Below are 24,971 nucleotides of genomic sequence, written 5' to 3'. Positions count from 1 at the left end.
CTTTTTTAGAAGAGATGGAGGATACATTGACTTTCTTTAGTCCCTTCGGTATTCTTAAGGGTTGAAAGTATCTATTCCCAAAGGAGGAATCTTGTGGAAATTAGTAAGACCAATGAAGTGAATCAACTGTTTGATTTTTATGGAGATCTCCTCACGCCTAAACAAAGAGAATATATCGAGATGTATTATCGAGATGATTATTCTTTGGGAGAAATAGCGGAATATAGTCAAGTAAGTCGGCAAGCTGTTTATGATAATATTCGACGAACAGAAAAAATTTTAAAACATTATGAAAAGATTTTACATTTGAAAAAATATTATCAGTTAAGAAATGAACGGGGAGAAGAGTTACTTCGCTATTTTGATACCCAATATCCAACAGATACTTATTTGAAAAAGACACTTACAGAATTATTGCTCATTGAGGATAGTAAAGATTAATAGATAGAAGAGGGAAAATCATGGCATTTGAAAGTTTATCCGATCGTTTACAAGGAGCGGTTGAAAAAGTAGGAAAAAAAGGAAAAATTTCAGAAGGTGACTTGAAGGAAATGATGCGGGAAGTTCGCCTAGCGCTTTTAGAAGCGGACGTGAACTTCAAAGTTGTGAAAAATTTTGTCCGAAAAGTTCAAGAAAAAGCTTTAAATAGTGAAGTATTAGCATCTTTGAGTCCTGCTCAACAAATTATAAAAATTGTGGATGAAGAACTGACTGCTCTTTTAGGGGGAGAACAAGTCGGTATCCAATATGCTAAGGAAGGGCCAACTGTTATTATGATGGCTGGGTTACAAGGGGCAGGTAAAACGACAACAGTTGGGAAATTAGCTAACCATCTTCGACAAGAAGATCATCGGCGTCCTCTTCTTGTTGCAGGGGATGTCTATCGCCCGGCTGCAATTGATCAATTAGAAACAATCGGGAAGCAATTAGACGTACCTGTCTTTCAATTAGGGAACCAAGTGAGCCCGGTTGAAATCGCTAAAAAAGCACTCCTTTATGCAGAAGAGAAGGGGTATGATACGGTATTTATTGATACCGCAGGGCGACTACAAATCGATCAAACCTTGATGGAAGAACTTAAAAATATTCAAGAAGCAGTACATCCAGATGAAATTCTTCTGACGATTGATGCCATGACAGGGCAAGAAGCAGCGAATGTTGCCAAGACTTTCAATGAAACTATCGATGTGACAGGAGTTGTTTTGACGAAATTAGATGGGGATACTCGCGGTGGAGCAGCCTTGTCAATCGCCTCGATAACAGGAAAACCTATCAAATTTGCTGGGATGGGGGAAAAGTTAACTGAACTTGAAACATTCTATCCAGACCGGATGTCCAATCGAATTTTGGGAATGGGAGATATGATGACTCTCATCGAAAAGGCTCAAAAAGAATTCGATGAGGAAGAAGCAGCGGCTATGGCTGAAAAAATGAAAGCCAATACCTATGACTTCAATGACTTCTTGAAGCAGATGAATCAAGTCAATAAGTTAGGTTCTTTTGAAAGTATTTTGAAGATGATTCCTGGCTTGAATAAGATGTTACCCATTGACAAAATGAATATTGATCCTAAAGATATGGTACGAACTAAGGCGATCATTCAATCCATGACAGAAGAAGAACGGCAAAACCCAGATGCCATTAATCAAAGTCGAAGAAGACGTATTGCCAAAGGATCTGCAACGACTTTGATTCAAGTCAACCAATTGATCAAACAATTCAATCAGACGCGCACAATGATGTCTGCTATGACCAATGGAGACATGAGTGCCCTCAGCGGATTAATGGGTGGTATGCCAGGTGGTGGCATGGGAGGATTTGGTAGAATGGATGGCGGACGTCGAAAGAAGAACCGGGTCCAAGAACTCGCTGCTAAGAAAATGGCACGGCAATTGAATAAAAAACGTCGACATAGTGGGAAGAAACATTAAGGTGAGAAGGTAGAAGACATGAAATTTGTTGAATTATCATCAGAAGATTTTGATCAATGGATTAAAAAATTAGGCAAGAGTAATCACTTACAATCAATAGATATGGCACATTTGAAGGAAAAACGTGGTCGCAAAATTCATTTTGTAGGCTTAGAAGATGATCACCATCAAGTCCTTGAAGCAGCCTTATTAGCAGCTCTTCCTACTCGTGTAGGAAAAGCTTATGAAATAGAAGGGTGGTTACCTTCATCTGCTGAGAATTCAGAGACCGTTAGTGCCTTTTTAAAAGCCTTGCAGACTTATGTGAAAAATAATGGGGGCATTTCTTTGTTGATTAAACCTGATGTGCCTTATGTAGTCACAGATGTTCGTGGAGAAAATCCTAAATTTCAAAATGAATCTTTGATTGAGATTTTCCAAAAAGCAGGATATAGCTATCATAAACTAGATCTTCGTCCAGAATTTGCAGGTTTTGATTGGAATTATAAAAAATATTTGAAGGGTGTGGATCCTTCAAAACCAGAGAAATCTTATCTCAAAGGGGCACAACAATCTTTAAAGCAAGCCCATCATTATCCAACAGTTGTTCGTGAAATTACGGGTTTAGAGGAAATGCCTAGATTTTATGCTTGTTATGAAAAAACTTGCCACCGTTTAGGAATTTCGCCTAAAGAGTATATTTATTTTGAACAGGTTTATCAGACGATGGGGGACAGAGCGCAATTTATTTTGGCTGAGATTGATTTTAAAGCCTATCAAGAAAAACTCCAAAATCGTCGGCAAGTACTCAAAGAAGAATTAGATGCTCTAGAAGCAGACTTAGCCCTTAATCCAAATAGTCGGAAGAAAAATAATCAACATCGCGAAATCCTTTCGCAATATGAAGCACAGGGCAAACGTTTGGTAGATGCTAAGGAATGGATTGATCAAGCCACAGAAGAAAAAACAGTGTTGGCAGTGGCACTCTTTATTATTAGTCCTTACGAATTAACCTATCTTTATTCAGGGTCTAATGAAGAGTATTCCTTGATTAATGCTCCTCACCTTATTCAAGATCAAACGATTCGATTGGCTTTGGATAAGAAGATTCCTGTTTATAATTTTCTAGGAATTAGTGAGCCGTTTGATGAAAATAATGGCCTCTTTCGTTTTAAAGTTTCTTTTAATGGGTATGCTGAACGAACAATGGGTACCTTTACTTGGTCTCCGCATCCGACCTTCCTCAAAGTTTATGAAAAAGTGAAACGATTGTTAGGACGGTATGATAACTAAAAAAGATTGATAAAAATTCTTAGTATAAGAAATAAAAAAGTCTTTGACAAAGATAGAAAAAGAGAGTACAATAAAAAAGTTGAGAAAAGAAGCAGAAACACCCGTTTCTCGCCTGAGTTGACAAAGAAGTCCTCGGGCTGATAGATACAAAAGCACAAGAATGTGTGAAGGCGACGGGGATGCTTATTCCGTCGCCTTTTTCTATGCAGACCTCTCACAAATATTGTTAGTATAGTCAATTTTGGAGGTGAATAGGTATCGCTAAAAATAAGAACAACGAATTATTTATCAATGAAGAAATTCGCGCTAAAGAGTTGCGTGTGATTGATTCCAATGGCGGACAACTCGGGGTTATTAGTAAACGAGACGCCTTAAGTAAAGCGGAAGAAGAAGGTTTGGATTTAGTTATGGTTTCACCAAATGCTAATCCTCCAGTAGCCCGCATTATGGATTATGGTAAATATCGTTATCAACAACAACGTAAAGCACGCGAACAACGTCGAAATCAAAAGATTATTCAAGTGAAAGAAATTCGCTTGAGTCCTACTATTGATGAAAATGACTTCCAAACCAAATTACGTCAAGGAAGAAAATTCATTGAAAAGCATAATAAGGTGAAGGTTTCTATTCGTTTTAGAGGCCGTGCTATTACTCATAAAGATCTTGGCCAGGAAGTGCTTGATCGCTTTTCTGGAGAATTAGCTGATGTTGCCGTAGTGGAACAGAAACCTAAAATGGAAGGTCGTTCCATGCAATTACAGTTAGCACCAAAAGAAGATTAATTTCAGGAGGATTTAAATATGCCAAAACAAAAAACACATCGTGCGTCAGTTAAACGTTTCAAACGGACTGCTTCTGGCGAATTAAAACGTAGCCATTCAGAACGTTCTCACCGTTTCCATGGAAAGACTAAGAAACAACGTCGTCAGCACAAACAAGCAACTTTGGTACATTCAACAGATATGAAACGTATCAAACAAATGTTAGAAGCTTATTAAGAGAAGCTTTATAGAACAGATCTTAGAAAGACTCAAGGAGGAATAATATGGCACGTGTTAAAGGTGGTACGGTGACTCGTCGTCGTCGTAAAAAATATTTAAAATTAGCAAAAGGTTATTTTGGAGCAAAATCAACAAACTATAAGATGGCTAAAGAAGCCGTTATGAAATCTTATATGTATGCTTTCCGTGATCGTCGGAAGAGAAAACGTGACTTCCGTCGTTTATGGATCACACGTATCAATGCTGCAGCTCGTGTGAACGGATTGAGCTACAGCCGTTTAATGAATGGTTTACATCAAGCCAATATTGATATTAACCGTAAAATGTTAGCTGATATTGCGATCAACGATCCAGAAGCTTTTGCAACAATTTGTGACCAAGCGAAACAAGTTCTTGGAAAATAGTTAAAACCAAAAAGAGTCACTCGCTTAATAAGGAGTGACTCTTTTTTTGAGGTTTTGATAAGAAAAATCTTAACGCTCAATTTCTGGAGCTTTTCCTATCTCTGCTTGGAGCATCCAAAGGACTTTTTGTAAGTCACGTAAGTAGCCTGTGCAGACGTCTTCACTGGCCGCGTCGCCTTCTTCACTGGCGGCATCAACGCCTTGTTGATAGTCTTCAACTAATTGACGAATAACTGTGGAAACTCGGTGCATGTCTTCAGAAATGCTGGTATTCCATTGACCGGAACGATCTTCAATTTTGGTATGTTCAGCAAATTCTTTAAGTGTAGAGTAAGGGGAGCCATCAATGGTGATTAATCGCTCAGAAACGGTATCGAGTTGTTCGCTGAGAATATCCATATATTTATCTAATTTAGGATGATAAAATAAGAAGCCTTCTCCGCGCATATACCAGTGAATTTGATGAAGGACTGTGTGGCCCTGTACAAGATCTGCGACGAGTTGATTAAGCGCAATTTTAGTTTTAGTGTAAGACATAAAATTCCTCCTTCAAAAGCAATTTTTAATTTCTACTTTAGAATAATTATAAAGTAGACAAGAAAAAAAGTAAAAGAATCTGCTTTTAAGGAAGACTGATCAATTAAAGCGATCAAACTTAATAAAAACTTGATTCGTCATAAGGTCGGAAAAGATGATAGAATAAAAAAACAAATAAATGAGATGTAGAAAGGATGACGTTCATTTGATTAAATTAAACAACGTCTCCGTTTCCTTTGATACGCCAGATGGTCATTTAAAAGCTGTCGATAATGTCTCTTTAACCGTAAATAACGGAGAAATTTTTGGAGTCATTGGTTATTCTGGAGCGGGTAAAAGTACATTAGTACGTACCATTAACTGCCTACAAAAACCAAGTAGTGGGCAAGTCATTGTCAATGGTGAAAATATAGCCGAATTAAATTCTCGTGATTTAAGAGAAGCGCGTAAGAAAATAGGAATGATTTTCCAGCATTTTAACTTGATGAATGCAAGAACTGTGGCAGGAAATGTTGCTTTTCCTTTGAAGGAGTCTGGATTAAGTCAAGAAGAAATTGATGAAAAGGTCAAGCGATTGTTGGACTTAGTAGGCTTAGGTGACAGAGGTCAGGCTTATCCTTCTCAATTATCGGGTGGCCAAAAGCAAAGAGTCGCTATTGCTAGAGCACTTGCAAACGATCCTCATGTTCTCTTATGTGATGAAGCAACTTCTGCTTTGGACCCTAAGACCACAGGACAAATTTTGGAATTATTAAAACGTGTGAATAAAGAAATGGGGATTACGATTGTTATTATTACCCATGAAATGAGTGTTATCAAACAAATTTGTGATCGGGTAGCAGTTATGCAGTCCGGGAAAGTAATTGAAGAAGGAAGCATCTTAGATATTTTCCGTCAACCTAAAGAAGCACTCACAAGAGACTTTATTCGTTCGGCTAGCCCAACAGAAAAAGGAATCGAAAATATTTTAGAAAATCCAGATCTTTTAAATATTCAGCCAGATGATCGGGTCATTCGCATTGATTTTACAGGAGAAAGTACAGGGGAACCTCTCATTGCTTCCCTTGCTCAACGTTTCCAATTGCCAGCTAATATTCTATTTGCAAATGTGGAAATTTTACAACAGACACCTGTAGGCACCATGTTAATTTCTTTAAATGGAACGGAAGAACAACTTCGATCTGCTTTCCAATATATGCAGGATAATGGCGTGAAATGTCGAGAATATACGATTGATTTTTCTAAAAAGGGGGTAGAGTAGAATGGCTTTTTTTAAAACGATCATGCCTAATGTGTTAGCGATTCAAGATCAAATGTTAAAAGCAACCCTAGAAACTTTGTATATGACGATTGTTACTTGCGTGATAGGTTTTGCTATTGGAATACTTATAGGGGTCTTGTTGGTCTTATACATGCCAGGCGGTTTAAAAGAAAATCGGGCGGTTTATTCTATATTGGATAAGATCGTTAATATCGGTCGATCGATTCCTTTTGTTATTTTGATCGCCTTGCTTGGTGGATTTACACGCTTGATTGTAGGAACTTCTATTGGGACAACAGGTTCTCTTGTGCCGCTGATTGTAGGAACGATTCCCTTCTATGCGAGACAAGTTCAAAATGCCTTATTAGAAATTGATGAAGGGATTATTGAAGCCGCTCAAGCTATGGGCTGCTCTATTCGAGATATTGTGATTAGAGTTTATCTGAAAGAAGCGATACCAGGTCTTATTCGGACATCTGCTCTAACTGTGATCAATGTGATCAGCTTGACAGCTATGGCTGGTGTTGTTGGCGGAGGCGGTCTTGGTAATTTAGCGATTACAAGAGGATATCAACGTTATCAAAACGATATAACGATTGTAGCCACTTTAATTATTTTGATTATTGTGTTTATTAGCCAAGCAATTGCTGATAGACTCGTTAAACATTACGAACATTAGAAATATTAGGAAAGAGGGAAGCAAATGAAGAAATGGCAGGTGTTATTAGTCAGTGCCTTATCAGTATTAACCATTGCAGGATGTGGCAACAAAACAGATAAAGCTAATCGAGTGACTGTGGGAGTAGCTGGGGAAAATGAAGAAAAAGTTTGGAACGATGTTTCTAAAAAGTTGAAAGACGATGGTATCGATCTTAAAGTTAAACTTTTTTCAGATTATGTTCAACCGAATGCGGCGGTTGCTGAAAATGAAATTGATATGAATGCTTTTCAACATGTGGCTTTTTTGAATGACTATGACCAGAAGAATAAAAAAGATTTAGTGCCAATTGGTTACACCTATATTTCTGCTATGATCGCCTATTCTGAAAAAGTAAAAGATCTTAAAGACCTTAAAGATGGAGCAACAGTCGTGATTCCTAATGATCCTACAAATGGTGGGCGTGCGCTTTTACTTTTACAACAAGCAGGTCTTTTGAAATTAGATAAAGAAGCAGGGATAACACCAACTGTTCAAAATATTACTGAAAATTCTAAAAATCTTAAAATTGTAGAGGTTGATGCTGCTCAAGTCCCAAGTAAATTGAAAGATGCAGATGCAGTAGTGGCCAATACCAATTATGCAGTTTCTGCAGGTTTGAAGATAAAAGATGGCATTTTTTCAGATACAGATGATTTAAGTAAGTTAGGAACACAATACAAAAATGTGATTGCTGTGAAAGCTGAAAATAAAGATAAAGAGCTTTACAAGAAAGTGGTAAAAGCTTACCAAAGCGCTGAAACAGAAGCCAAAATCAAAGAAGTATCTGGCGGAGCTGATCAAAAAGCTTGGACAGATAAAGACGATACGCTAAAAGAATTTGAAGACGTTCGTCAAAAGAAATAGAATGAATCTTAAACAAAAACTGGGCGCGAAAGTTGACCCGGTTTTTGTGTTTAAGAGGGAAGGAGGGAAGAATGAAAAAGTGGACGATTCATCCAGCGGTTTATAAGAGTGATTTTGAGAGATTGAAGACTTGGTTTTTACAAGCACGAGAGGATTTGAATCGAGAAGAAATTGATCAATGGCAAGATTGGCCAGCTTTGGAGGCGAGTCTCAAAACGCTTTTAATCGCTGAAGAAGGGTATTTTGTTTATCGGGGGAATGAGCCGATAGGTTTTTATGGACTTTCTTTCTATGATCAAGTTTATGAAAAGTATAGGATTTGGTCGAACGAATCATACGGAGCCGTTCATCGTTTAGTGATGAATCCTTTAGTCAAAGGCGAGGGGCTTAGTCGGCAGTTATTTACTCAGTTTGAGAGACAAATCAAACAAGGAGGAAGGAAAAGTGTGCGGATAGATACTCACTCAGATAATCAGCGTATGCGACATATTTTAAAGCAAGAGGAATATCGTTACTGCGGAAAAATATGTTTATTAGACGGCAGTGAACGGCTAGCCTATGAGAAGTGCATCAAAGAATAGGTAAAGATATATGGATTGAATGAAAGCGTTTTTATCAAAAAAGTTAAAAAAAAGACTTGCGTTTAAAACAAAAATACTTTATATTATAAACATATCGAGATAGAGGCGCGAAAACCATCAGTACTTATCTGAGCGGGAGCTAGGAAGATAAGGAAAGGGGAATTCGCCGAAATGCTTTCGTCGCCGGATGAAAGGGTTGGGCGTATGAAGAATATTCATACGACTGTCACATTTGTGGAGCACTATCCAGTTTTTGAATCCTGTCCCCCATATAAATAATAAGGACAGGATTTTAAATAAAAACAATGTGAACCTCTTTTCGATCAGAAATAGAGGTTTTTTCTATTTCTAAGATTTTGAAAAGAAAGAGGGTTTTTGCAATGAGAATATGGCGTAGGCTAGTCACCGTGTTAATGATGATGGCATTAGTAATTCCTGCACCTAGTGTTTTGGCAATAGAAGGAGGGAAGGTAGCCGTCGATTCTGAAGCCTTGAATAAGGGCTTAGAAACGCCAGGAGTCTTTAGAGTAGGGATGGAAGCTAACTATGCTCCCTATAACTGGTCTCAAACGTCAAAGGAAGATGGGGCAGTTGAAATCGCTAATGCGAAAGGTGAATACGCAAATGGTTATGACGTTCAAACCGCTAAACGTATTGCGGATGCCTTAGGATTAAAATTGGAAGTTGTAAAGATGGAATGGGACGGTCTTCCACCTGCTTTACAATCCGGAAAGATCGATGCTATTATCGCTGGGATGTCCCCAACACCTCAACGTTTGGAACAAATCGACTTTACGAGAAGTTATTATGATTCTGAAATTTGTGTGGTAACACGTAAGGATAGTAAATATGCAAAAGCGACTTCCTTAGCAGACTTCCCAGGAGCTAAGATAACCGCCCAATTAAATACTTTCCACTATGGCCTTATTGATCAAATGGAAGGTGTAGACAAACAAACAGCAATGGATTCTTTCCCAACGATGATTTCTTCAGTTCTAAGTAAGAAAATCGATGGTTATGTTTCTGAAAGACCGAGCGCACTTGCTGCAACTGCTGCTAACTCTGATTTACAGATTATTCGTTTTGAAAAAGGAAAGGGATTTGATCTTAAGGGACAATCCACAGAGACTTGTGTTGGTTTAAGAAAGGGATCTCCATTAACTCCTATGATTAATGAAGTCTTAAACAATTTTACTTCTGAAGATCGTAGCCAATTAATGGACAAAATGGTGGCCCTCAATAATCGGGGAGAAAGTCAAGGCTTCTGGTCAGAAGTAGCTGGTATTTGGAAAACTTACAAAGGACAATTTATGAAGGGTGCTTTGAACACCATGGTGATTGCTTTGGTGTCAACTCTTATCGGTTTCTGTATCGGACTTTTGATCGCTATTTATCGTTCTACTCCAATTAATGGAGCAAATGCAATTGTTCAAGCAATTTATCGAATATTCGATTTTGTGATTGTAGCTTATATTGAAATTTTCCGTGGGACCCCAATGATGGTTCAAGCGATGTTAATTTTCTATGGTTCTAAACTATTTTTAGATATTGATATGTCCGCGATGTTGGCTGCTTTTCTGATTGTTTCCATTAACACTGGAGCTTATCTTGCAGAGGTTATTCGTGGAGGCATTATCAGTGTGGATAATGGACAGAGTGAAGCTGCTAAAGCGATTGGGATGAGCCATCTTCAAACTATGATTTTTGTTGTTCTCCCTCAAGCTATTCGAAGTATTCTTCCTGCCTTAGGGAATGAATTTGTGATTAATATCAAGGATACTTCGGTGTTAAATGTTATCGCTGTAACAGAATTATTCTTCGTGACTCGTTCCGCAGCTGGTAAAACTTACCTTACCTTCCAGACATTCTTTATCGTATCTGTGATTTACTTTGTATTAACTTTTGCAACGACCCGCTTGTTACGTCTCGTTGAAAAGAAAATGTCAGGGAGCGATCATTATACCGTGTATCAATCATCAACAAGTGAGGTGAACATTCATGAATAATGCAATTTTAGAAGTGCAACACTTAGAGAAGAAATTTGGAGATAATTTAGTTTTAAAGGACATTGATTTTACAGTGGCTCCTGGCGAAGTGATTTCAATTATTGGGTCTTCTGGTTCTGGGAAATCTACGCTTTTGAGATGTATGAATCTCCTAGAAACCCCAACAGCTGGAGACATTTGCCATCATGGAAGTTCTATTCTGACGCCTGGCTTTGATCAGAATAGCTATCGGGCAAAGGTGGGGATGGTTTTCCAACAATTTAATCTCTTTAAAAATATGAATGTTTTAAAGAATTGTATGATTGGACAAGTGAAGATTCTCAAACGAAGTGAAGAAGAAGCTAAAAAAATTGCTTTGAAAAATTTAGAAAAAGTTGGTATGGCCCCTTATCGTGATGCAAGACCCGATCAATTATCTGGGGGACAACAACAAAGAGTAGCGATTGCGCGTGCTTTATCTATGAATCCAGAGATCCTTCTATTTGATGAACCTACCTCAGCTCTCGATCCAGAGATGGTAGGGGAAGTTTTACAAACCATGACAGAATTGGCTCATGAAGGCTTAACTATGATTGTAGTTACTCACGAAATGGCTTTCGCTCGAGATGTTTCTTCTCGAATTTGCTTTATGGATAAGGGAGTTATTGTCGAAGATGGGGAGCCTGATCAAGTCATTAATCATCCAAATCATCAACGGACGAAAGAATTCTTGACGCGATATCTCTCAGAAAAATAGGAAAAGTTCGCAAAGCTTCATCGAAAACAGCAGGTTTCAGTGCTCGTCAGTTGGCATTGGAACCTTTTTTTAGAAAGTCGCGTTTATAAAAAATGAGTTTAAGTAGGAAGTAAGACTTTTTAGAGATATTTTTAGGGAAATCATGAAGGGAGATTGACGTTATTTATCATGGGGTATAGACTTCAGGTAAGTGGTTTGACTTTTTTTAGGAGTAAGCCTAGGGTTACTTTTTAGTCATATCGTTAAGTAATTTTTATAAAATAAAGAAAAGGTGGTAACTGTGCGTTTAAAGAATAAGATCGTATGTGGAATGGCTATGTTGACAGGACTACTTTTCATTTGCCCTGATGTTTTAGCGGATCAGGTATTAAGTGATTCAAACATCAATCGTAAAACAGAGAACATTTCATCACAAAAAAATCAGGAAGTTTCAAAAACTCAATTAGTGAAAAAGCAACTTGCTCCGCACAAAAATGAAAAACATGGAGCAACAGGTGAGTCATTAACCGTTGATCATAGTCAAGGAATTGAAAGATATTATACGGCAGAAATTACGCATACGGGGTACACCATAGATACAAAACCTTGGGGAGAATCTGGATTTCAATCAGCAGGGGTAGGAACTTCTGCTGACTATTTAAATCAAGTGGTGACGATTCGCTATGAAAATGAGTCGGGTTACTATGCTAATATTTGGAAAAACAATCAAGAATTAGGATGGATCGATAAACGTGCTTTCAAAGGATTCGTTTTACCGAGTTATCAAGATACGGTTGTTGCTAAAGGGTATTCCTTTGATTCTAAGCCTTGGGGAGAGGACGATTTTAAGACCTTAGACTGGTCTAACCAACACTTAAATGAAGCGGTCACTCTTGTGATGGAAAGTGAAAATCGGGCTTATGTTTTAGCCCTTCAAAAGGGAGAAAGTTTGGGTTGGCTAGATAAGCGAGCATTTGTTCAAGTGGATGACCATAATTTCGAAGCAACGAGTGTCACCCCTTATCACGCGAAGATTGTGAATAAAGGCTACTCGATTGATACCAAGCCGTGGGGCGTCCCTGGATTTCAATTATCAGCATCTGGATACTCAGACCAACATTTAGGTGAACAAGTAGTAGTCAGCCAAGTGGATGAAAGTGACTCCTATGTTTTGATTTCTGATCAATACTTCAATGAATGGGGCTGGTTGGATCGACGGGCTTTATTAGAAGAAAGACTGACGAGTAGACAGTTAGAGGTGAGCCCACAAGTTTCTCAAAGATGGTGGTATTGTGTTCCTGCTAGCCTTTCGATGATTCTTGATACAGTGGGAGTTCAGGTTGACCAATTTACTTTAGCGCGTCAAACTAATTGTATCGATTATGTAGGGACAGAAAGTCCTGACGCTATTAAGGTGTTGAATCAATATGTCATCGGAAAGGAAGCGCCTGAACCAGGAGAAATGGGCTATCATCTCGAAAAAGTGACCGAATACACGCCAATGTCGTCACAATTTTCAGAGTTCAAGTTAAATTATATTAAAAGTATCCAAGCGGGAAAACCTGTGTATCTTACCTTTAATTTTGATAAGATGTATGATAAAGGCGGACAAAATTTTGATCATGCGGTAGTAGGTATCGGTTATGTGGCCAATGAATCGGAAACGGATATTGAAAGGATTTTGTATCGAGATCCTAGTGTGAGCCTGTCTGGGCACATTCATTCTGTCACCCCTGAAAAGTATTTTGCCTCAATGCCAGGGGATGAATCTTGCTACGCTTATTTTAGTTAATAGAATAAAGGTTTAGTTTTTTGGAATGAATAAGAACTTCTAAAAGGGAGAAACGACCTCTTGCTTTTGGAAGTTTTTTTGTTAGCAATTGATGGGGAGTGAGAAGAAAGCCAAAAGAGAAATTTAAAGATATGGTATACTGAAGATACGAATTAAAGGAGTTTTTGAACATGAACAAAGACCTAGGATCCATTGTCAATGGAAAAATTATAGATGAAAATACAGGAAATTATTTCTTTCAGTACCAAGGAATAACTTATCAATTACCTAAAAGCTTAGTCCAAAAAGGAAAACTTGGCGGTCAATGTGAGGCGTTTATTTATCTTGATCAAAAGAATCATCCTAAGGCCACACAAATTTATCCTTCTGCGCGGCAAAATCGCTATGGATGGGCAGAAGTGACAGAGGTCCGTCCAGAACTTGGTTGTTTTGTTTCGATTGGTTTACCTGACAAAGATATGGTAGTTTCTTTAGATGATCTACCAGGAGAAAAGAACTTATGGCCTAAGTCAGGGGACCGTTTGTTGGTAAAGTTAATAGTTGATAAAAAAGATCGACAATGGGCAGTTCCAGCAGACCAAGAAGTCTTTCAAGATTTAACGACTAAAATCCGTGGTAACAAAAAACGGTGGATGAATCAAATCAAAGAAGTGACTGTTTATGCAACCAAATTAATGGGAACCTATGCCATAACGGAGGATTACTACCAAGCCTTTATTCATCCGAGTGAACGAGAAGTGGAACCTCGTCTCGGTCAAAAAGTTAAGGGGCGGGTGATAGGGATCGGACAAAATGGTAATCTCAACTTATCTTTGAAACCTCGGTCTTTTGAAGCCATTTCGGAGGATGCTCAGATGTTACTGGCTCTTATGGACCGACAAGTGGATGGTTGTCTTCCTTTTAATGATAAAAGTGACCCTAAAGCTATTCGACAAGCCTTAGGGATTAGCAAAGCCCAATTTAAGCGTGCTTTGGGGCATCTCTTGAAACAAAAGCAAGTGATTCAAACGGAAAAAGGAATTCAACGCGTGAATTAGTGGGGGCGATTGAATGACGATGCAAGACATAGTGGATGATTTTTTAAATACTCTTCGCATAGAAAATGGATTAAGTGAAAATACCATAAAAACTTATGCAAATGTCTTGAAAAAATTTATAGTCGGTCTTCAAGAACAAGACATCCATGCTTTTGATCAGGTTCAGCGTCAAGATGTGATTCATCAATTGATGACAATGAATGAAGCGGGACTTTCCACGTCAACCTTGAGTCAGTTTTTATCGGCTTTGCGGCACTTCTTTCGTTACCTCAAATTAGATGGTCAATTGACTCTAAATCCCGTTGAAAATATAGCTTTGCCTAAGAAAAAACATCCTTTGCCTCAAGTTTTAACTATGGAAGAGGTGGATCGCCTTTTAGAAGCCCCTGATCTGGAAACTTATCTAGGCCTGAGAGATCGCACCTTATTGGAATTTATGTATGCGACGGGGCTGAGAGTGAGTGAAACCGTTATGCTGCCTTTGAGTGAGCTTCATGAAGATCTTCAATTTATCCAGACTATTGGAAAAGGCAACAAAGAACGGATTGTCCCTTTGAATGAGGGAGCGATGGAGTGGTTAACTTTTTATATTCAAAAGGTTCGCCCCGAACTCTTAGGCAAAACAGATCAATCGAAAGGGCGACTGTTTGTGAATCATCATGGTCGTCCCTTATCTAGGCAAGGCGTATGGAAAAAATTGAAACAGTATCTTCAAATCGCAGGAATTCAAAAAAATATTAGCCCGCACACTTTACGACATTCTTTTGCGACACACCTTTTAGAGAATGGAGCAGACTTAAGAGTCGTTCAAGAGCTGTTAGGGCACTCTGATATTTCCACCACGCAAATTTATACCCACATTCATTCCCAACATATGAAAACAACTTACGAAAAGACATTTCCTAGAGCTTAGTAAGAAAATGAAAAAAGCTTTAACGGCTCACAAGAACGGTTAAAGCTTTTTGATTGGTTAGGGGTTAGAGATTAGTTAATCTCTAACCCCTTTTCTAGTTCAATTTGAGTATGATCAGTATCTTTTGGTGCGGTATTTTTAATCTTAATGGTCGCTTTTTGACCAGGCTTGAAACTGTCAATTCGCCAAGTATCTGTGGCCAAAACTTCTTTATCCTTATTGACAAACTTGTAAGTGATCCCGAGATTTTTAAATTCATGGGAAGAGTGGTTGGTGATTTCACCGGCATATACAGCTTGAGAGTCGGTACTTTCAGCTTGCACTTTTAATTTGACAGCGTTGAGATCTTTTTCAAGTTGTTTAAGAGCCTCTGTATTTTTGGCTTGCTTTTGAATAATCTCTTCACTCTTTTCAACATTGAATTCCTCTAAGCGGTCTTCTTGGACCACAAACCGAGAATCTTTCTTTAAATTCTTTAAAGCAGCGATCCGTTTCTTATAATGCTCATTAAAAGCTTTTTGATTTTCGATGGAGGCCTCTTGATTGATGGTATCCACACACCCTTTAAGTTCTGTTAAATAGGTGTTGGCGTTTTGACCAATGGCGTCATCTTTAAATTTTTTCCCTTGGTATTTATGCATCATTTCCCATTCTTTATTAAAAGAATCTTTGAGATAGTTTTCGTTCTTAGGGTCTTTAGCCAGGAGTTCCTGTTTTGCTTGCCATGTTTTGAATAAGTCAGAGAAAAATTGATCATCTGTACTTTTAATGGAAGAACAGGCAGCAAATTGTAAGAGGAGAAGAGCAAGGATAGCCAAGCTAAGCCCCTTTTTTATTTCCTTTAACATAGTAGTATTCCTTTCGTCAGGCGATTGCCAGATTTCTTTATTATTATAGCATATTTATAAGGTTTTCCCTAAGATTTGAACGATAAGAATTTTTTGGCATGCTCAAGCGAAATAAGGTAAAATACTGATTAAGGAGGCGAGGGTATGGATTCTATTGAACAATTGAAAGAAATGATTTATGAGAGTGATCGGATAGCCTTTTTTGGAGGAGCGGGAGTCTCTACTGCAAGTGGTATTCCTGATTTTCGATCTTCTACAGGTATCTTTAATAAACCTTCGGGCGGGAAGTATTCCCCAGAAGAAATTGTTTCTCATTCTTTTTTTATGAAGCATCCCAAGCAATTTTTTGACTTTCATTTTAATGTCTTAGTTCATCCAGAAGCTGAGCCTAATTTTTGCCATCGTTATTTGGCAAAATTAGAAGAAAAAGGCAAAAGAGTCGCAATTATTACGCAGAATATTGATGGCTTGCACCAACGAGCAGGGAGTAAAAAGGTTTATGAATTGCATGGGAGTGTGTGGACCAATCACTGTTTAGCTTGTGGGGAAGAGTATACTTATCCTCAGTTAAAAGTGGACAAAGAGGGTATCCCTCGCTGCCCTAAAGACCAAGAAATTGTACGACCAGATGTTGTTCTTTATGAAGAACCATTGAATCAAAAAGTCATTGAAGGGGCTTTAAGAGAGTTGCAAGCGGCGGATTTATTAATTGTGGCAGGAACTTCTCTATTGGTTCAGCCAGCAGCTAGTCTTTTACAATATTATCAAGGTTCTTATTTAGCAGTGATCAACAAAACGCCAATTCCACTTCCACGACCAGATGCGCTTGTTTTTCAATCCTCCATTAACGAAATCTTTAAGCAGTTATAGTTTATTCCTTCCTATGAGACACTTTATCAATTTAGAAGGGGAATGGGAGAAAACGTTGGCAATTAGAAGCTTTTGTGCTAACCTAATAATCGGAAAGCGAAGAAAGGACAGGTGAAGTATGCTCATTCCATATGTCGCCAAGTATGAAAAAGTTGTAATGGGGCTGTTAAGTTATTTAGCGCCTTATCGGGCATTAGAAGATTTGACGCTTGAAATGAAACGGATCAAGTCCAATCAGCGTCAGGTGTATCTCTGGCGAGATGAAGAGACAGATAATGTGATTGCTATTATCGGCTTTGATTTGGATTCGGAAAATAAAGCAATTCTTGTGCGCTACCTTTCAATTAATCCTTCCTTTCAAGCCGAAGATATCAGCTTTAGCTGCTTATCAGCTCTTGCAAAAGAATTTCCTATGTATGGGATCAGTGGAACGTTGGAGATGTCAGAATGCTTAAAAAAATGGGCACTTCATGAACAACGAACAATTCCTGAGATTATAGGATTAGACGTCAAGAAAAATGAGGGACAGCATGGCTAAAGAATGGGAACTCTCTGAAGAACAATCGCAAGCATTGTATATTGATCTAGCGGCTTTTGAAGGGCCGCTTGATTTACTTTTACACTTAATTAAACAAATGAAGGTAGATATTTTTGATATTCCAATTGTGGAGATCACTGAAAAATATCTCGCTTTAATTCAAGAAAATCAATCCAGGAATTTGGAAGTAGCGAGTGAATATTTAGTTATGGCAGCTACTTTGATTGAGATTAAAGCCAATATGCTATTACCCAAACCTGAAGAAGAGGAAGAAGAAGTAGATCCTAGACAGGATTTAGTAGAACAATTAGTGAATTATCAAAACTATAAGAGAATTGGGCATCTTCTCGAAGAAAAGCAAGAACTTCGGGCACAAGAATATCCAAGACAAGCGAGTGATCTGAGCGCCTACCAAGTGGTTGTTCCCTTGCCAAAAGGGGAGAATACGACAGACGATTTGGTGAATGCTTTGAGGAAGATGGTCAGACGATTAAAGGATAAGGCCCCTCTTGAGAAAATCATTCAAGCAGAATCTTATACCTTGCAGGAAGCCTTTGCGGAAATTAAGACAGCATTTGAGGATAAAGAAGGCGAGATCTCGTTTTTTTATCTTTTAAGTAAGAAAGCTTACCAAAAAGAGAGGATTGTCACTTTGTTTTTAGCCCTTCTTCAGCTCGCTAAACAGCAAGTGATCGTCCTTGAACAAGATGCCATTGCAGAGGATATTCGCTTAACTAAAAGAGGAGAGTTTTAATGAATCTTATTGGTCAGTGTCAGAGTTTATTATTTGTAAGTGGGGAGGAAGGCTTGTCACTTGTCGAATTGGCAAGTTTAGTTGACCAACCTCAAGAAAAAGTAAGATATGCTCTGTTAGTTTTAGAAGAAGAGCTGTCTCATAATCCCCACTCCGCTATTCGCTTGGGCAAGGTGAAAGATCGCTATCAATTGGTGACTAAATCTGCCTTCTCTGAGACAATTAAAACGTACGCCAGGTCTCCTTTTGCTTTGAAATTATCCCAGCAAGCTCTGGAAACTTTGGCGATTATTGCCTACCAGCAACCCATCACGCGTTTAGCGATTGATGAGATAAGAGGGGTAGGGTCCAGTGCTATGATTCAACGCTTGATGATGCATGATCTGATTTGTGAAGCAGGCAGGCAAAATTCGCCCGGACGCCCCATTCTCTACCAAGTGACGGATTATTTTTATCAGTATTTTGGTTTAAAAAATCTTTCAGATTTACCTGACTTAGAGACTATAAAAGCACAAGAAGAAGGACAAAATCAATCGGATGACTTATTTCAAACCGAACTTTTTTGAGAGTCAAGAGAAATCTTCATGAAGAAGTAAGTCTTTTTCATGATAGAATAAGTATTTACACATAAGGGAGAAATTATGGAGAGATTACAAAAAGTCATGGCCTATGCTGGTCTGGCCTCTCGGCGGGAAGCTGAGAAAATGATTTTGGCAGGAAGAGTAAAAGTAAATGGAAAAGTAGTTCAAACGCAAGGGGTTAAGGTGAGTCATCGTGACCGAATTGAGGTGGATGATATTCCCATTTACCGAGAAGAACCTGTTTACTATCTTTTTAATAAGCCGGATAAGGTTATCTCTGCAGTGAGTGATGATAAGGGACGTAAAGTGGTGGTAGATTATTTCAAAAATATTCCCCAAAGAATCTATCCTGTGGGAAGGTTAGATTATCATACGACTGGCGTTTTAATCTTAACCAATGATGGTGAATTGGCGAACCTTTTAATGCATCCCCGTTATCAATTAGATAAAGTGTATGTTGCTAAAATTACCGGCTTCTTAACGCCAGAAGAAATACATCGGTTAGAGATCGGCGTAGTTATTGATGGCAAGAAGACAGCCCCAGCTAAAGTACAGGTTCGCAAAAATAAACAAGCCACTAAAAATGCTACCGTAGAAATTACGATTCACGAAGGACGAAATCGCCAAGTGCGCAAAATGTTCGAAGCAGTGGGCCATCCTGTGAAAAAATTAACGCGTGAGCAGTATGGTTTCTTAACCGTGGAAGATTTACGGCCAGGAGAATATCGCCCCTTGCTAAAAAGTGAAGTTCTTCGCTTGAAACAGCAAGCTCAAAAATAAAAACAATTTTGTAAGGAAAGGGCTTGCAAATTTTATAGAATAGGCTTATCATGAGAATACAGTTTAATACAATTAATCTTCGGGGCAGGGTTAAATTCCCGATCGGCGGTAAAGTCCGCGAATCATGAGAATGATTGAGCTAGTGAAATTCTAGTACCGACTGTAGAGTCAGGATGGAAGAAGATAAGACATTGGATTCTTTTCATGCTACCGCGAAGGCAAAGGTGAGAAGGATCTTTTTTGTTGAGGCATTTCTTTCCCGAAAGTAAAGGACAGTGTTCTGCTTACGAAGGAGAGAGGAGATTATGTATGAAAACATCGACACGTCAATTGGTTGTTATTGCAATAATGGGGGCTATAGCATTTGCTTTAATGCTGTTGTCATTCCCTATTTTTCCAGCGACACCCTTTTTAAAATTGGATTTTTCGGATATCCCCGTTTTATTCACTTGCTTTTTATATGGGCCATTAGCTGGAGCAGGGACAGCTTTTGTTCGCGGCACTTTACACTATATTCAAACAGGAGGACATGGGGGTTATCCTATTGGAGACTTGGCAGCCTTTTTGGCCACCCTTTCTTACATGTTACCGGTCTATTACCTCTTACGTAAAACGGGAGTGTCCTTACATGTAGAAAAGGATGCCTTCAAGTATTATTTCCGAATGGCCTTTGCCTTTATCTTAGGAATTATTTGCTTAACGGTTGTGCTGACGTTCTTGAATTATTATGTCATTACACCATTCTATATGGCTGTTATGCATTTCAAAATTCCAAATATGCAAGACTACATTCTCTACGCGATTATTCCCTTTAATCTGGTTAAAGGATTAGTGATCTCAATAGCAAATATTGTGATGTTATCTGCGGTGCTTCCTGTCGCTAGAAGACGATTAGGCGTTGCTAGTGTGTAGAGAAAACTTTTGATAAAAGACTAGAACCATTGCCTAGAATTTGTCCCAGGTGATGGTTTTTTTGTACAATTTTCATAAAAACAGGTACATTCGCTCTGTTGCGAATGAAAAGTAGAGTAAAGTAAGATAGCTAAAATGGTATTCTAAAGAAAGAAGGTGTTCCTGTGTTGTATCGACACGAAGGTAACCAGCAGATAATTCAAGAAAAGCCTCGATTTTCTATTCGTAAGTATAGTGTAGGCGTGGCTTCTGTTTTGATAGGAGTGAGTTTGTTCTATTCAGGCAATCCTGTACAAGCAGCCAACAAGGCCGCTGAAAGTTTTACTCAAAAAACGAATGTGGCTTTAGAAGAAGTGAAAGTTTGTCAAGATTTGCTGAAGAAGGCGGAAGCCTTAGGGTTAGGGCATGAAGCCGCTTATAGTCACTTGAAAAGTTTGGTTGATGGTGTTGATGTAGACGGAAATACGGGAGATGCCATCCATCAGGCGAGATTAGCTTTAGAAGCTCTTATAGTTTCTAAAGAAGCAGCCCTTAAAGCGGCAACGAAAAATGAGACAAGGTCCCCAAAAAATCAAACGCAAAACCTTTCAAAAGAAGAGAAATCTCCAAAGTCAGAGACTGAACAGCAATCTTCTGATCAAGTTATCTCTAATGGTCGTTCTGGAGTTGATATTTATTTTGAAACGATCGATGCTCCTAGTGAAGTTGGACTTCAACAGGGACAAAATATGGAAGATAAACTCTACTACGCAGGGGGACTAAAGTCTTGGGAGTATTCTACAACAAAGTCTTATCAACAGTGGTATGGCAAGACACTTTATGATAGTAATAAATCTTCTCCTATTGCCCGAGTTTGGGTAGATGGAAAAGGACAGTTAGAAGGTAGTAACTTCACGTTATTGAACGATATTGATAATCCACAATCTTATGTAAATTTAAGAGGAGAAGATTCAAGAAAATATATTGCTGAATTTGATACGAATAATCCAGCGCATAAAGACGATCTTAAAGAAGCTAAGAATGCAAAGGATGGAAGAAATCATCCTGTTCGCATTAAAGTTACTTATGTAGGCGTGATGAATGAACAGGGAAGTGGGTATAAATATGACATTATCACATCTTATCTTCGTATGGATCGGGATAAGATGCCCCCAGAGATTGTGGTCCCTAGTGATACTCGGACTTATTATGTAGGGGAAAGAGTTTATATAGATGATATTTATGCGCGTGATAATAGTGGAATCAGTAATTTTACAGTCAAAGTTTCGTCCGATGGAGGTGGCGAGCTTCCAATTGAAAAAGGTATAAAAATAGAAAGTGAGCAAAGTGGAGGAAAGCGATTAATCTTAAATATGCTGCTTAGTGAAGCAGTTGCGAAAGGATTACCTGATTTACAGAAAAAAAGAAATTTAGAAGTAACTTTAACTATTACAGCGACAGATAATTCCTTAAAACACAATTCATCCAGTCGAAAATTTAAAATCAGATTAAGGTATGCGGATACTCAAATTACCTTCCATAATCATAGTGGTAGTGCAAAAAACAGTCGGTAACAGAAGATGGAGCTCTATTTTTTAATACTTATCAAATTAATAGAAATAATTCCCAACAAGCTGATAGTCCAGAAGCTTTTGGAGCTAATTATTCCATTAAAATTACAAATCCTAGCGGCGGTTTACTTGGAGGGGTACAGGTTATTGGAGCCCTATTACTTCTGGTGATTTAAGAGTGGAAGATAAAAAAGGGGCAACTAAGTCAAATGACAGCAAACAGAATCAAAGACAAGACTTAAACGTCTCACAAGTGAAGAGAAAAGTTGAAAATCGACCATCAGAAGCTTCTCATTATTTAGGACAGAAGCAGCTGACAACTCTACCAGAAACGGGAATACTTGAAAGAGTAACTTCTCTGTTGGTTGGATTCTTAACCACAGTGGGAGGAAGCTTTGTCTTGAGAAAGAAAAAGTAAGACACAGAGAATAAAACAGAACTGCTCCCTAGGACTTGGGGAGCAGTTCTGTTTTTATTAGGGAGAAATTGAAGAAGTGTAGACTTTTCCTTTATAATAGGGAACAGAAGAGGAAATCTGAGTTTCAAAAGACTGACCACTAAGTAGAAAGGAAGGAGTGAGCATATGGAACGGGTGCTAGCTTATCTAGCAAGTCAAACAGCGACGCTAAATGCCAGTTCTGTCAGCCAAGTCCTAAGAGGGAAGCGAACAGATTCGACTTTATGGTTTGCTTTAAAGTATGATTTAATGCCTTATATGGGGGTAACGCCAAAGCTTTTCCTGAATGACTGGGAAGAGCGTCCTATAGAAGAGCGTTTGACTGCTTCGTCTTTTCCTGATTTTTATCTTCCTCTCTTAAAGAAAAGGTGGGGGATGTTTCCTCGTTTGCACCAGCAGTTTTGTCAGCAAGCCTTACGTCTATGGTGGCAAACCTTGATGTATGCAACGGTTGATGAAAAAGTTTATGTGCCTATTGTGCAGTCGGTGAGTGTTCAACAATGGATCAAAGCTTACTATGCTCAAAAAACAGAAACGAAGTTAGATTTAGCAAAACACGTGGCAGAAGAGTTGACCACTCTTTTGGAAGGTTTTGATGAAAGAACGGCTACTTTTTTTGTGGAGAGTTTAGGGCGCAAGGAATGCCCTGCTTTTACTTATCGGCAATTAGCGCATAAGTATCAATTGAGCTTATTAGAAGTGGAATGGGGACAAGAAGCAGCAGTGAATGCGGTGATGAAGGCAAGCCTAAAGAGAGAAGATTGCCCCTTTTTGAAGGAATTCGTGACGCAACTTTTGCGGGGTTATCCTTTATGGACAGATTCGGTAGAGGTGACGAGAAGGTTTCTGGTGGCAGGTTATTCGACAGAAGAAATTGCGGCGTGTCGTTGTTTAAAACTTTCTACGATTTATAATCACTATGTGGAATTAAGTATGGTGCGTTTAAATTTTTTAGAAAGTAAGATCCAACATTTCCTTCATCAATCAGCACAGGACTTACGTCAAAGACCAGTTCCTGAGGACTATGACCACTTTAAGCGACTCTATCCAACCGCCCCTTATTGGACTTTTCGTTATTGGCAAATTGCAAATAAGAAGGAGAAAATTCGACGTGGACCTCGATCAGTTACTAAAAGAAAAGACGCCCTATAAAACCTTTCGACCGGGGCAAAAAGAAGCACTTACAGCCTTGATAGAAGGAAGGCACACACTAGCTATATTAGCGACGGGAAGTGGAAAGAGTTTAATCTATCAATTGTATCATCGCTTGGTTCCCGGTCTAGTGGTAATGGTTTCTCCTTTGCAGGCTTTGATGGAGGATCAAGTCTTACAATTGCAGCAAGCGGGTTTTAAACGGAGTGTGGCTCTCCATTCCATGACGACAGGGAGGGATAGGCAGTTTATCCTTTCCCACTTGTCCCAGTGGGACTTCTTAATCCTTTCACCAGAAATGTTAGCTCAGCCAAAGATTTTGAAGCCTTTAAGACAAGTCCCTATTCGCTTATTTGTGGTGGATGAGGCCCATTGTATTTCTCAATGGGGGAAAGATTTCCGAAGTGACTACACAGGCTTGTTAGCCTGTCGAAAGATTCTTCATTTCCCTTTGACTTTGGCCCTTACTGCAACGGCTAATCGAAGGATTCAAGAAGATATCGAAACCTTTTTGTTAGAAAAAGAGGAACCTTTACAGCGGGTGACTTTCTCTATGGATCGGCCGAATTTATTTTATGGCCAAGTGAAAGTTGAAGAAAGTCAAAAAAGAGAGGCCTTACTGTCTTGGTTGAAAATTCTTCCTAAGCCGGGAATTATCTATGTCCATCAAAAAGAGGAACTGGAAGATTTAGCGAGTTTTTTGGAAGAGAAGACGCCTTTTCGTCTGGATACTTACCATGCGGACCGTAGAAGTGAGGATCGCCTATCCATTCAAGCGGATTTTCAGGCTAATCGATTAGACTTTATTCTAGCGACTTCTGCGTTTGGAATGGGGATTAACCAGGTGAAAACACGATTTGTTTTACATTATCATCTCCCTCAAAGTCTCAACGAATATGTGCAGGAAGCAGGAAGATGTGGAAGGGATGGCCGTCAGGCGATGGTTTTGAGTCTCTACACAGAGAATGAGTGGCGGCGGTTGAAGTTCTTTCAAGATAAGCTATGGGAAGAAAAGGAAGGCGTGCTGGCTAATTTAGAAGCGTATTATCGAATGAAAGAAAGGAAGAAAAAACGCTTTTTGGAACAATTACCAGAAGAACTGAGAGAACGATTGCTTTTTTATAGTAATCATTATCGCTGGATTGAAGAGGCGAAGACGCACTATATGGACTATCTCAAAGTAAGAAGTCAGGAAATTCAAGAAGTATTAGCCTTTTTGACGGGAAAGACTTGCTTACGGCAGCAATTGTTTCGATCTTTTGATCAAGTTTTGAAAGTCTCTTCTAGTAGTTGGTGTTGTTCCAATTGTCAGACTTTGGATAAAAATTCTGAGATCTTACAGGCTTATTTGAAAAGCGGAGAGGCGAAATTTTTGAACCAAGAAGAGGTTCAAAGGGAGGACTGGCGGCGGCGTTTGCAAAAATTATTTCAAACAAAGCCTTAAGTTGCATGAATAGTTACTGACAATTTTTTTAAGAAATGCTACAATCTTTTTAGTAAAAGGGAGGAAGCAGC

The 24,971-nt window shown here is 38.7% G+C and carries 27 protein-coding genes and 2 riboswitches; of the genes, 25 read left to right on the top strand and 2 right to left on the bottom strand.

Annotation, left to right across the window (positions count from 1 at the left end):
* The first annotated feature begins 93 nt into the window (after window positions 1-93).
* From AWM71_RS01525 to rplT, 6 genes are all read left to right on the top strand, one after another.
* The gene (locus tag AWM71_RS01525) at window positions 94-441 is read left to right on the top strand and encodes a putative DNA-binding protein (RefSeq protein ID WP_060776338.1); all 348 of its coding nucleotides are present in this window, start codon (window positions 94-96) and stop codon (window positions 439-441) included.
* A gap of 20 nt (window positions 442-461) precedes the next feature.
* Window positions 462-1,931, top strand: a complete 1,470-nt coding sequence (gene ffh / locus AWM71_RS01520) for a signal recognition particle protein (protein ID WP_060776337.1) — start codon at window positions 462-464, stop codon at window positions 1,929-1,931.
* Between the two features lie 18 nt (window positions 1,932-1,949).
* Window positions 1,950-3,203 carry a peptidoglycan bridge formation glycyltransferase FemA/FemB family protein gene (locus AWM71_RS01515; RefSeq protein ID WP_060776336.1) on the top strand — a complete coding sequence of 418 codons (1,254 nt, stop codon included), beginning with the start codon at window positions 1,950-1,952 and terminating at the stop codon, window positions 3,201-3,203.
* Between the two features lie 257 nt (window positions 3,204-3,460).
* Complete coding sequence (gene infC / locus AWM71_RS01510; protein ID WP_144428613.1) at window positions 3,461-3,985, top strand: translation initiation factor IF-3; 525 nt, start codon at window positions 3,461-3,463, stop codon at window positions 3,983-3,985.
* Between the two features lie 18 nt (window positions 3,986-4,003).
* A complete protein-coding gene (gene rpmI, locus AWM71_RS01505) occupies window positions 4,004-4,201 on the top strand; it encodes a 50S ribosomal protein L35 (protein ID WP_060776334.1) in 198 nt (65 codons plus the stop codon).
* Between the two features lie 47 nt (window positions 4,202-4,248).
* Window positions 4,249-4,608, top strand: a complete 360-nt coding sequence (rplT, locus tag AWM71_RS01500; protein ID WP_060776333.1) for a 50S ribosomal protein L20 — start codon at window positions 4,249-4,251, stop codon at window positions 4,606-4,608.
* A 69-nt stretch (window positions 4,609-4,677) separates the two neighbouring features.
* Here the strand turns inward: rplT and AWM71_RS01495 are convergent, their stop codons facing one another.
* Window positions 4,678-5,145, bottom strand: a complete 468-nt coding sequence (locus tag AWM71_RS01495; protein ID WP_060776332.1) for a Dps family protein — start codon at window positions 5,143-5,145, stop codon at window positions 4,678-4,680.
* Window positions 5,146-5,350: 205 nt separating this feature from the next.
* Here AWM71_RS01495 and AWM71_RS01490 point away from each other — a divergent pair, with 205 nt between their 5' ends.
* From AWM71_RS01490 to xerD, 9 genes are all read left to right on the top strand, one after another.
* The gene (locus AWM71_RS01490) at window positions 5,351-6,406 is read left to right on the top strand and encodes a methionine ABC transporter ATP-binding protein (RefSeq protein WP_197415359.1); all 1,056 of its coding nucleotides are present in this window, start codon (window positions 5,351-5,353) and stop codon (window positions 6,404-6,406) included.
* A gap of 1 nt (window position 6,407) precedes the next feature.
* The gene (locus tag AWM71_RS01485) at window positions 6,408-7,085 is read left to right on the top strand and encodes a methionine ABC transporter permease (RefSeq protein ID WP_060776330.1); all 678 of its coding nucleotides are present in this window, start codon (window positions 6,408-6,410) and stop codon (window positions 7,083-7,085) included.
* A 24-nt stretch (window positions 7,086-7,109) separates the two neighbouring features.
* On the top strand, window positions 7,110-7,970 hold the full coding sequence (locus AWM71_RS01480; protein WP_060776329.1) for a MetQ/NlpA family ABC transporter substrate-binding protein: 861 nt from the start codon (window positions 7,110-7,112) through the stop codon (window positions 7,968-7,970).
* Window positions 7,971-8,041: 71 nt separating this feature from the next.
* Window positions 8,042-8,551, top strand: coding sequence for a GNAT family N-acetyltransferase (locus tag AWM71_RS01475; protein WP_060776328.1), 510 nt, complete (start codon window positions 8,042-8,044; stop codon window positions 8,549-8,551).
* Window positions 8,552-8,643: 92 nt separating this feature from the next.
* Window positions 8,644-8,804, top strand: a riboswitch (Lysine riboswitch).
* 127 nt (window positions 8,805-8,931) lie between these two features.
* Window positions 8,932-10,557 carry an ABC transporter permease subunit gene (locus tag AWM71_RS01470; protein WP_060776327.1) on the top strand — a complete coding sequence of 542 codons (1,626 nt, stop codon included), beginning with the start codon at window positions 8,932-8,934 and terminating at the stop codon, window positions 10,555-10,557.
* A complete protein-coding gene (locus AWM71_RS01465; RefSeq protein ID WP_060776326.1) occupies window positions 10,550-11,293 on the top strand; it encodes an amino acid ABC transporter ATP-binding protein in 744 nt (247 codons plus the stop codon). The genes AWM71_RS01470 and AWM71_RS01465 overlap by 8 nt, the downstream gene beginning before the upstream one ends.
* 280 nt (window positions 11,294-11,573) lie before the next feature.
* Window positions 11,574-13,064 (top strand): GW dipeptide domain-containing protein, encoded by a 1,491-nt coding sequence (locus tag AWM71_RS01460; protein ID WP_060776325.1) that lies wholly within the window; start codon window positions 11,574-11,576, stop codon window positions 13,062-13,064.
* Window positions 13,065-13,234: 170 nt separating this feature from the next.
* On the top strand, window positions 13,235-14,101 hold the full coding sequence (locus AWM71_RS01455) for a CvfB family protein (protein ID WP_060776324.1): 867 nt from the start codon (window positions 13,235-13,237) through the stop codon (window positions 14,099-14,101).
* A 19-nt stretch (window positions 14,102-14,120) separates the two neighbouring features.
* Window positions 14,121-15,014, top strand: a complete 894-nt coding sequence (gene xerD / locus AWM71_RS01450; protein WP_060777423.1) for a site-specific tyrosine recombinase XerD — start codon at window positions 14,121-14,123, stop codon at window positions 15,012-15,014.
* A gap of 71 nt (window positions 15,015-15,085) precedes the next feature.
* On the opposite strand, the gene AWM71_RS01445 is transcribed toward xerD, so the two are convergent.
* The gene (locus AWM71_RS01445) at window positions 15,086-15,862 is read right to left on the bottom strand and encodes an FxLYD domain-containing protein (protein WP_060776323.1); all 777 of its coding nucleotides are present in this window, start codon (window positions 15,860-15,862) and stop codon (window positions 15,086-15,088) included.
* A 144-nt stretch (window positions 15,863-16,006) separates the two neighbouring features.
* Here AWM71_RS01445 and AWM71_RS01440 point away from each other — a divergent pair, with 144 nt between their 5' ends.
* The 10 genes from AWM71_RS01440 to AWM71_RS01395 all read left to right on the top strand — a co-directional run bounded on the left by AWM71_RS01440 (window position 16,007) and on the right by AWM71_RS01395 (window position 24,900).
* A complete protein-coding gene (locus tag AWM71_RS01440; protein ID WP_060776322.1) occupies window positions 16,007-16,732 on the top strand; it encodes an NAD-dependent protein deacylase in 726 nt (241 codons plus the stop codon).
* Window positions 16,733-16,850: 118 nt separating this feature from the next.
* Entirely contained in the window at window positions 16,851-17,270 is a 420-nt protein-coding gene (locus AWM71_RS01435; RefSeq protein WP_060776321.1) for a hypothetical protein, read from the top strand.
* Window positions 17,263-18,024, top strand: coding sequence for a segregation/condensation protein A (locus AWM71_RS01430; RefSeq protein ID WP_060776320.1), 762 nt, complete (start codon window positions 17,263-17,265; stop codon window positions 18,022-18,024). The genes AWM71_RS01435 and AWM71_RS01430 overlap by 8 nt, the downstream gene beginning before the upstream one ends.
* Window positions 18,024-18,590 (top strand): SMC-Scp complex subunit ScpB, encoded by a 567-nt coding sequence (gene scpB, locus AWM71_RS01425; protein WP_060776319.1) that lies wholly within the window; start codon window positions 18,024-18,026, stop codon window positions 18,588-18,590. The genes AWM71_RS01430 and scpB overlap by 1 nt, the downstream gene beginning before the upstream one ends.
* Before the next feature lie 75 nt (window positions 18,591-18,665).
* Window positions 18,666-19,385 (top strand): pseudouridine synthase, encoded by a 720-nt coding sequence (locus tag AWM71_RS01420; protein WP_060776318.1) that lies wholly within the window; start codon window positions 18,666-18,668, stop codon window positions 19,383-19,385.
* Between the two features lie 71 nt (window positions 19,386-19,456).
* Window positions 19,457-19,574, top strand: a riboswitch (FMN riboswitch).
* Window positions 19,575-19,694: 120 nt separating this feature from the next.
* Complete coding sequence (locus AWM71_RS01415) at window positions 19,695-20,297, top strand: ECF transporter S component (RefSeq protein ID WP_060776317.1); 603 nt, start codon at window positions 19,695-19,697, stop codon at window positions 20,295-20,297.
* 164 nt (window positions 20,298-20,461) lie between these two features.
* Window positions 20,462-21,850 (top strand): YSIRK-type signal peptide-containing protein, encoded by a 1,389-nt coding sequence (locus AWM71_RS01410; protein ID WP_060776316.1) that lies wholly within the window; start codon window positions 20,462-20,464, stop codon window positions 21,848-21,850.
* 175 nt (window positions 21,851-22,025) lie between these two features.
* A complete protein-coding gene (locus tag AWM71_RS01405; protein WP_060776315.1) occupies window positions 22,026-22,265 on the top strand; it encodes an LPXTG cell wall anchor domain-containing protein in 240 nt (79 codons plus the stop codon).
* Window positions 22,266-22,430: 165 nt separating this feature from the next.
* Window positions 22,431-23,456: a YpbB family protein gene (locus AWM71_RS08225; protein WP_060776314.1), complete on the top strand. Its 1,026-nt coding sequence runs from the start codon at window positions 22,431-22,433 to the stop codon at window positions 23,454-23,456.
* Window positions 23,416-24,900 (top strand): RecQ family ATP-dependent DNA helicase, encoded by a 1,485-nt coding sequence (locus AWM71_RS01395; protein ID WP_060776313.1) that lies wholly within the window; start codon window positions 23,416-23,418, stop codon window positions 24,898-24,900. Before AWM71_RS08225 ends, AWM71_RS01395 begins: the two co-directional genes overlap by 41 nt.
* Window positions 24,901-24,971: the final 71 nt, after the last annotated feature.

Origin of the sequence: Aerococcus christensenii (assembly GCF_001543105.1) — a bacterium.
Lineage (GTDB): Bacteria > Bacillota > Bacilli > Lactobacillales > Aerococcaceae > Aerococcus > Aerococcus christensenii.
The sequence above is the reverse complement of the archived record's forward strand: the minus strand, read 5'-3'. Positions and strand labels throughout refer to the sequence as shown.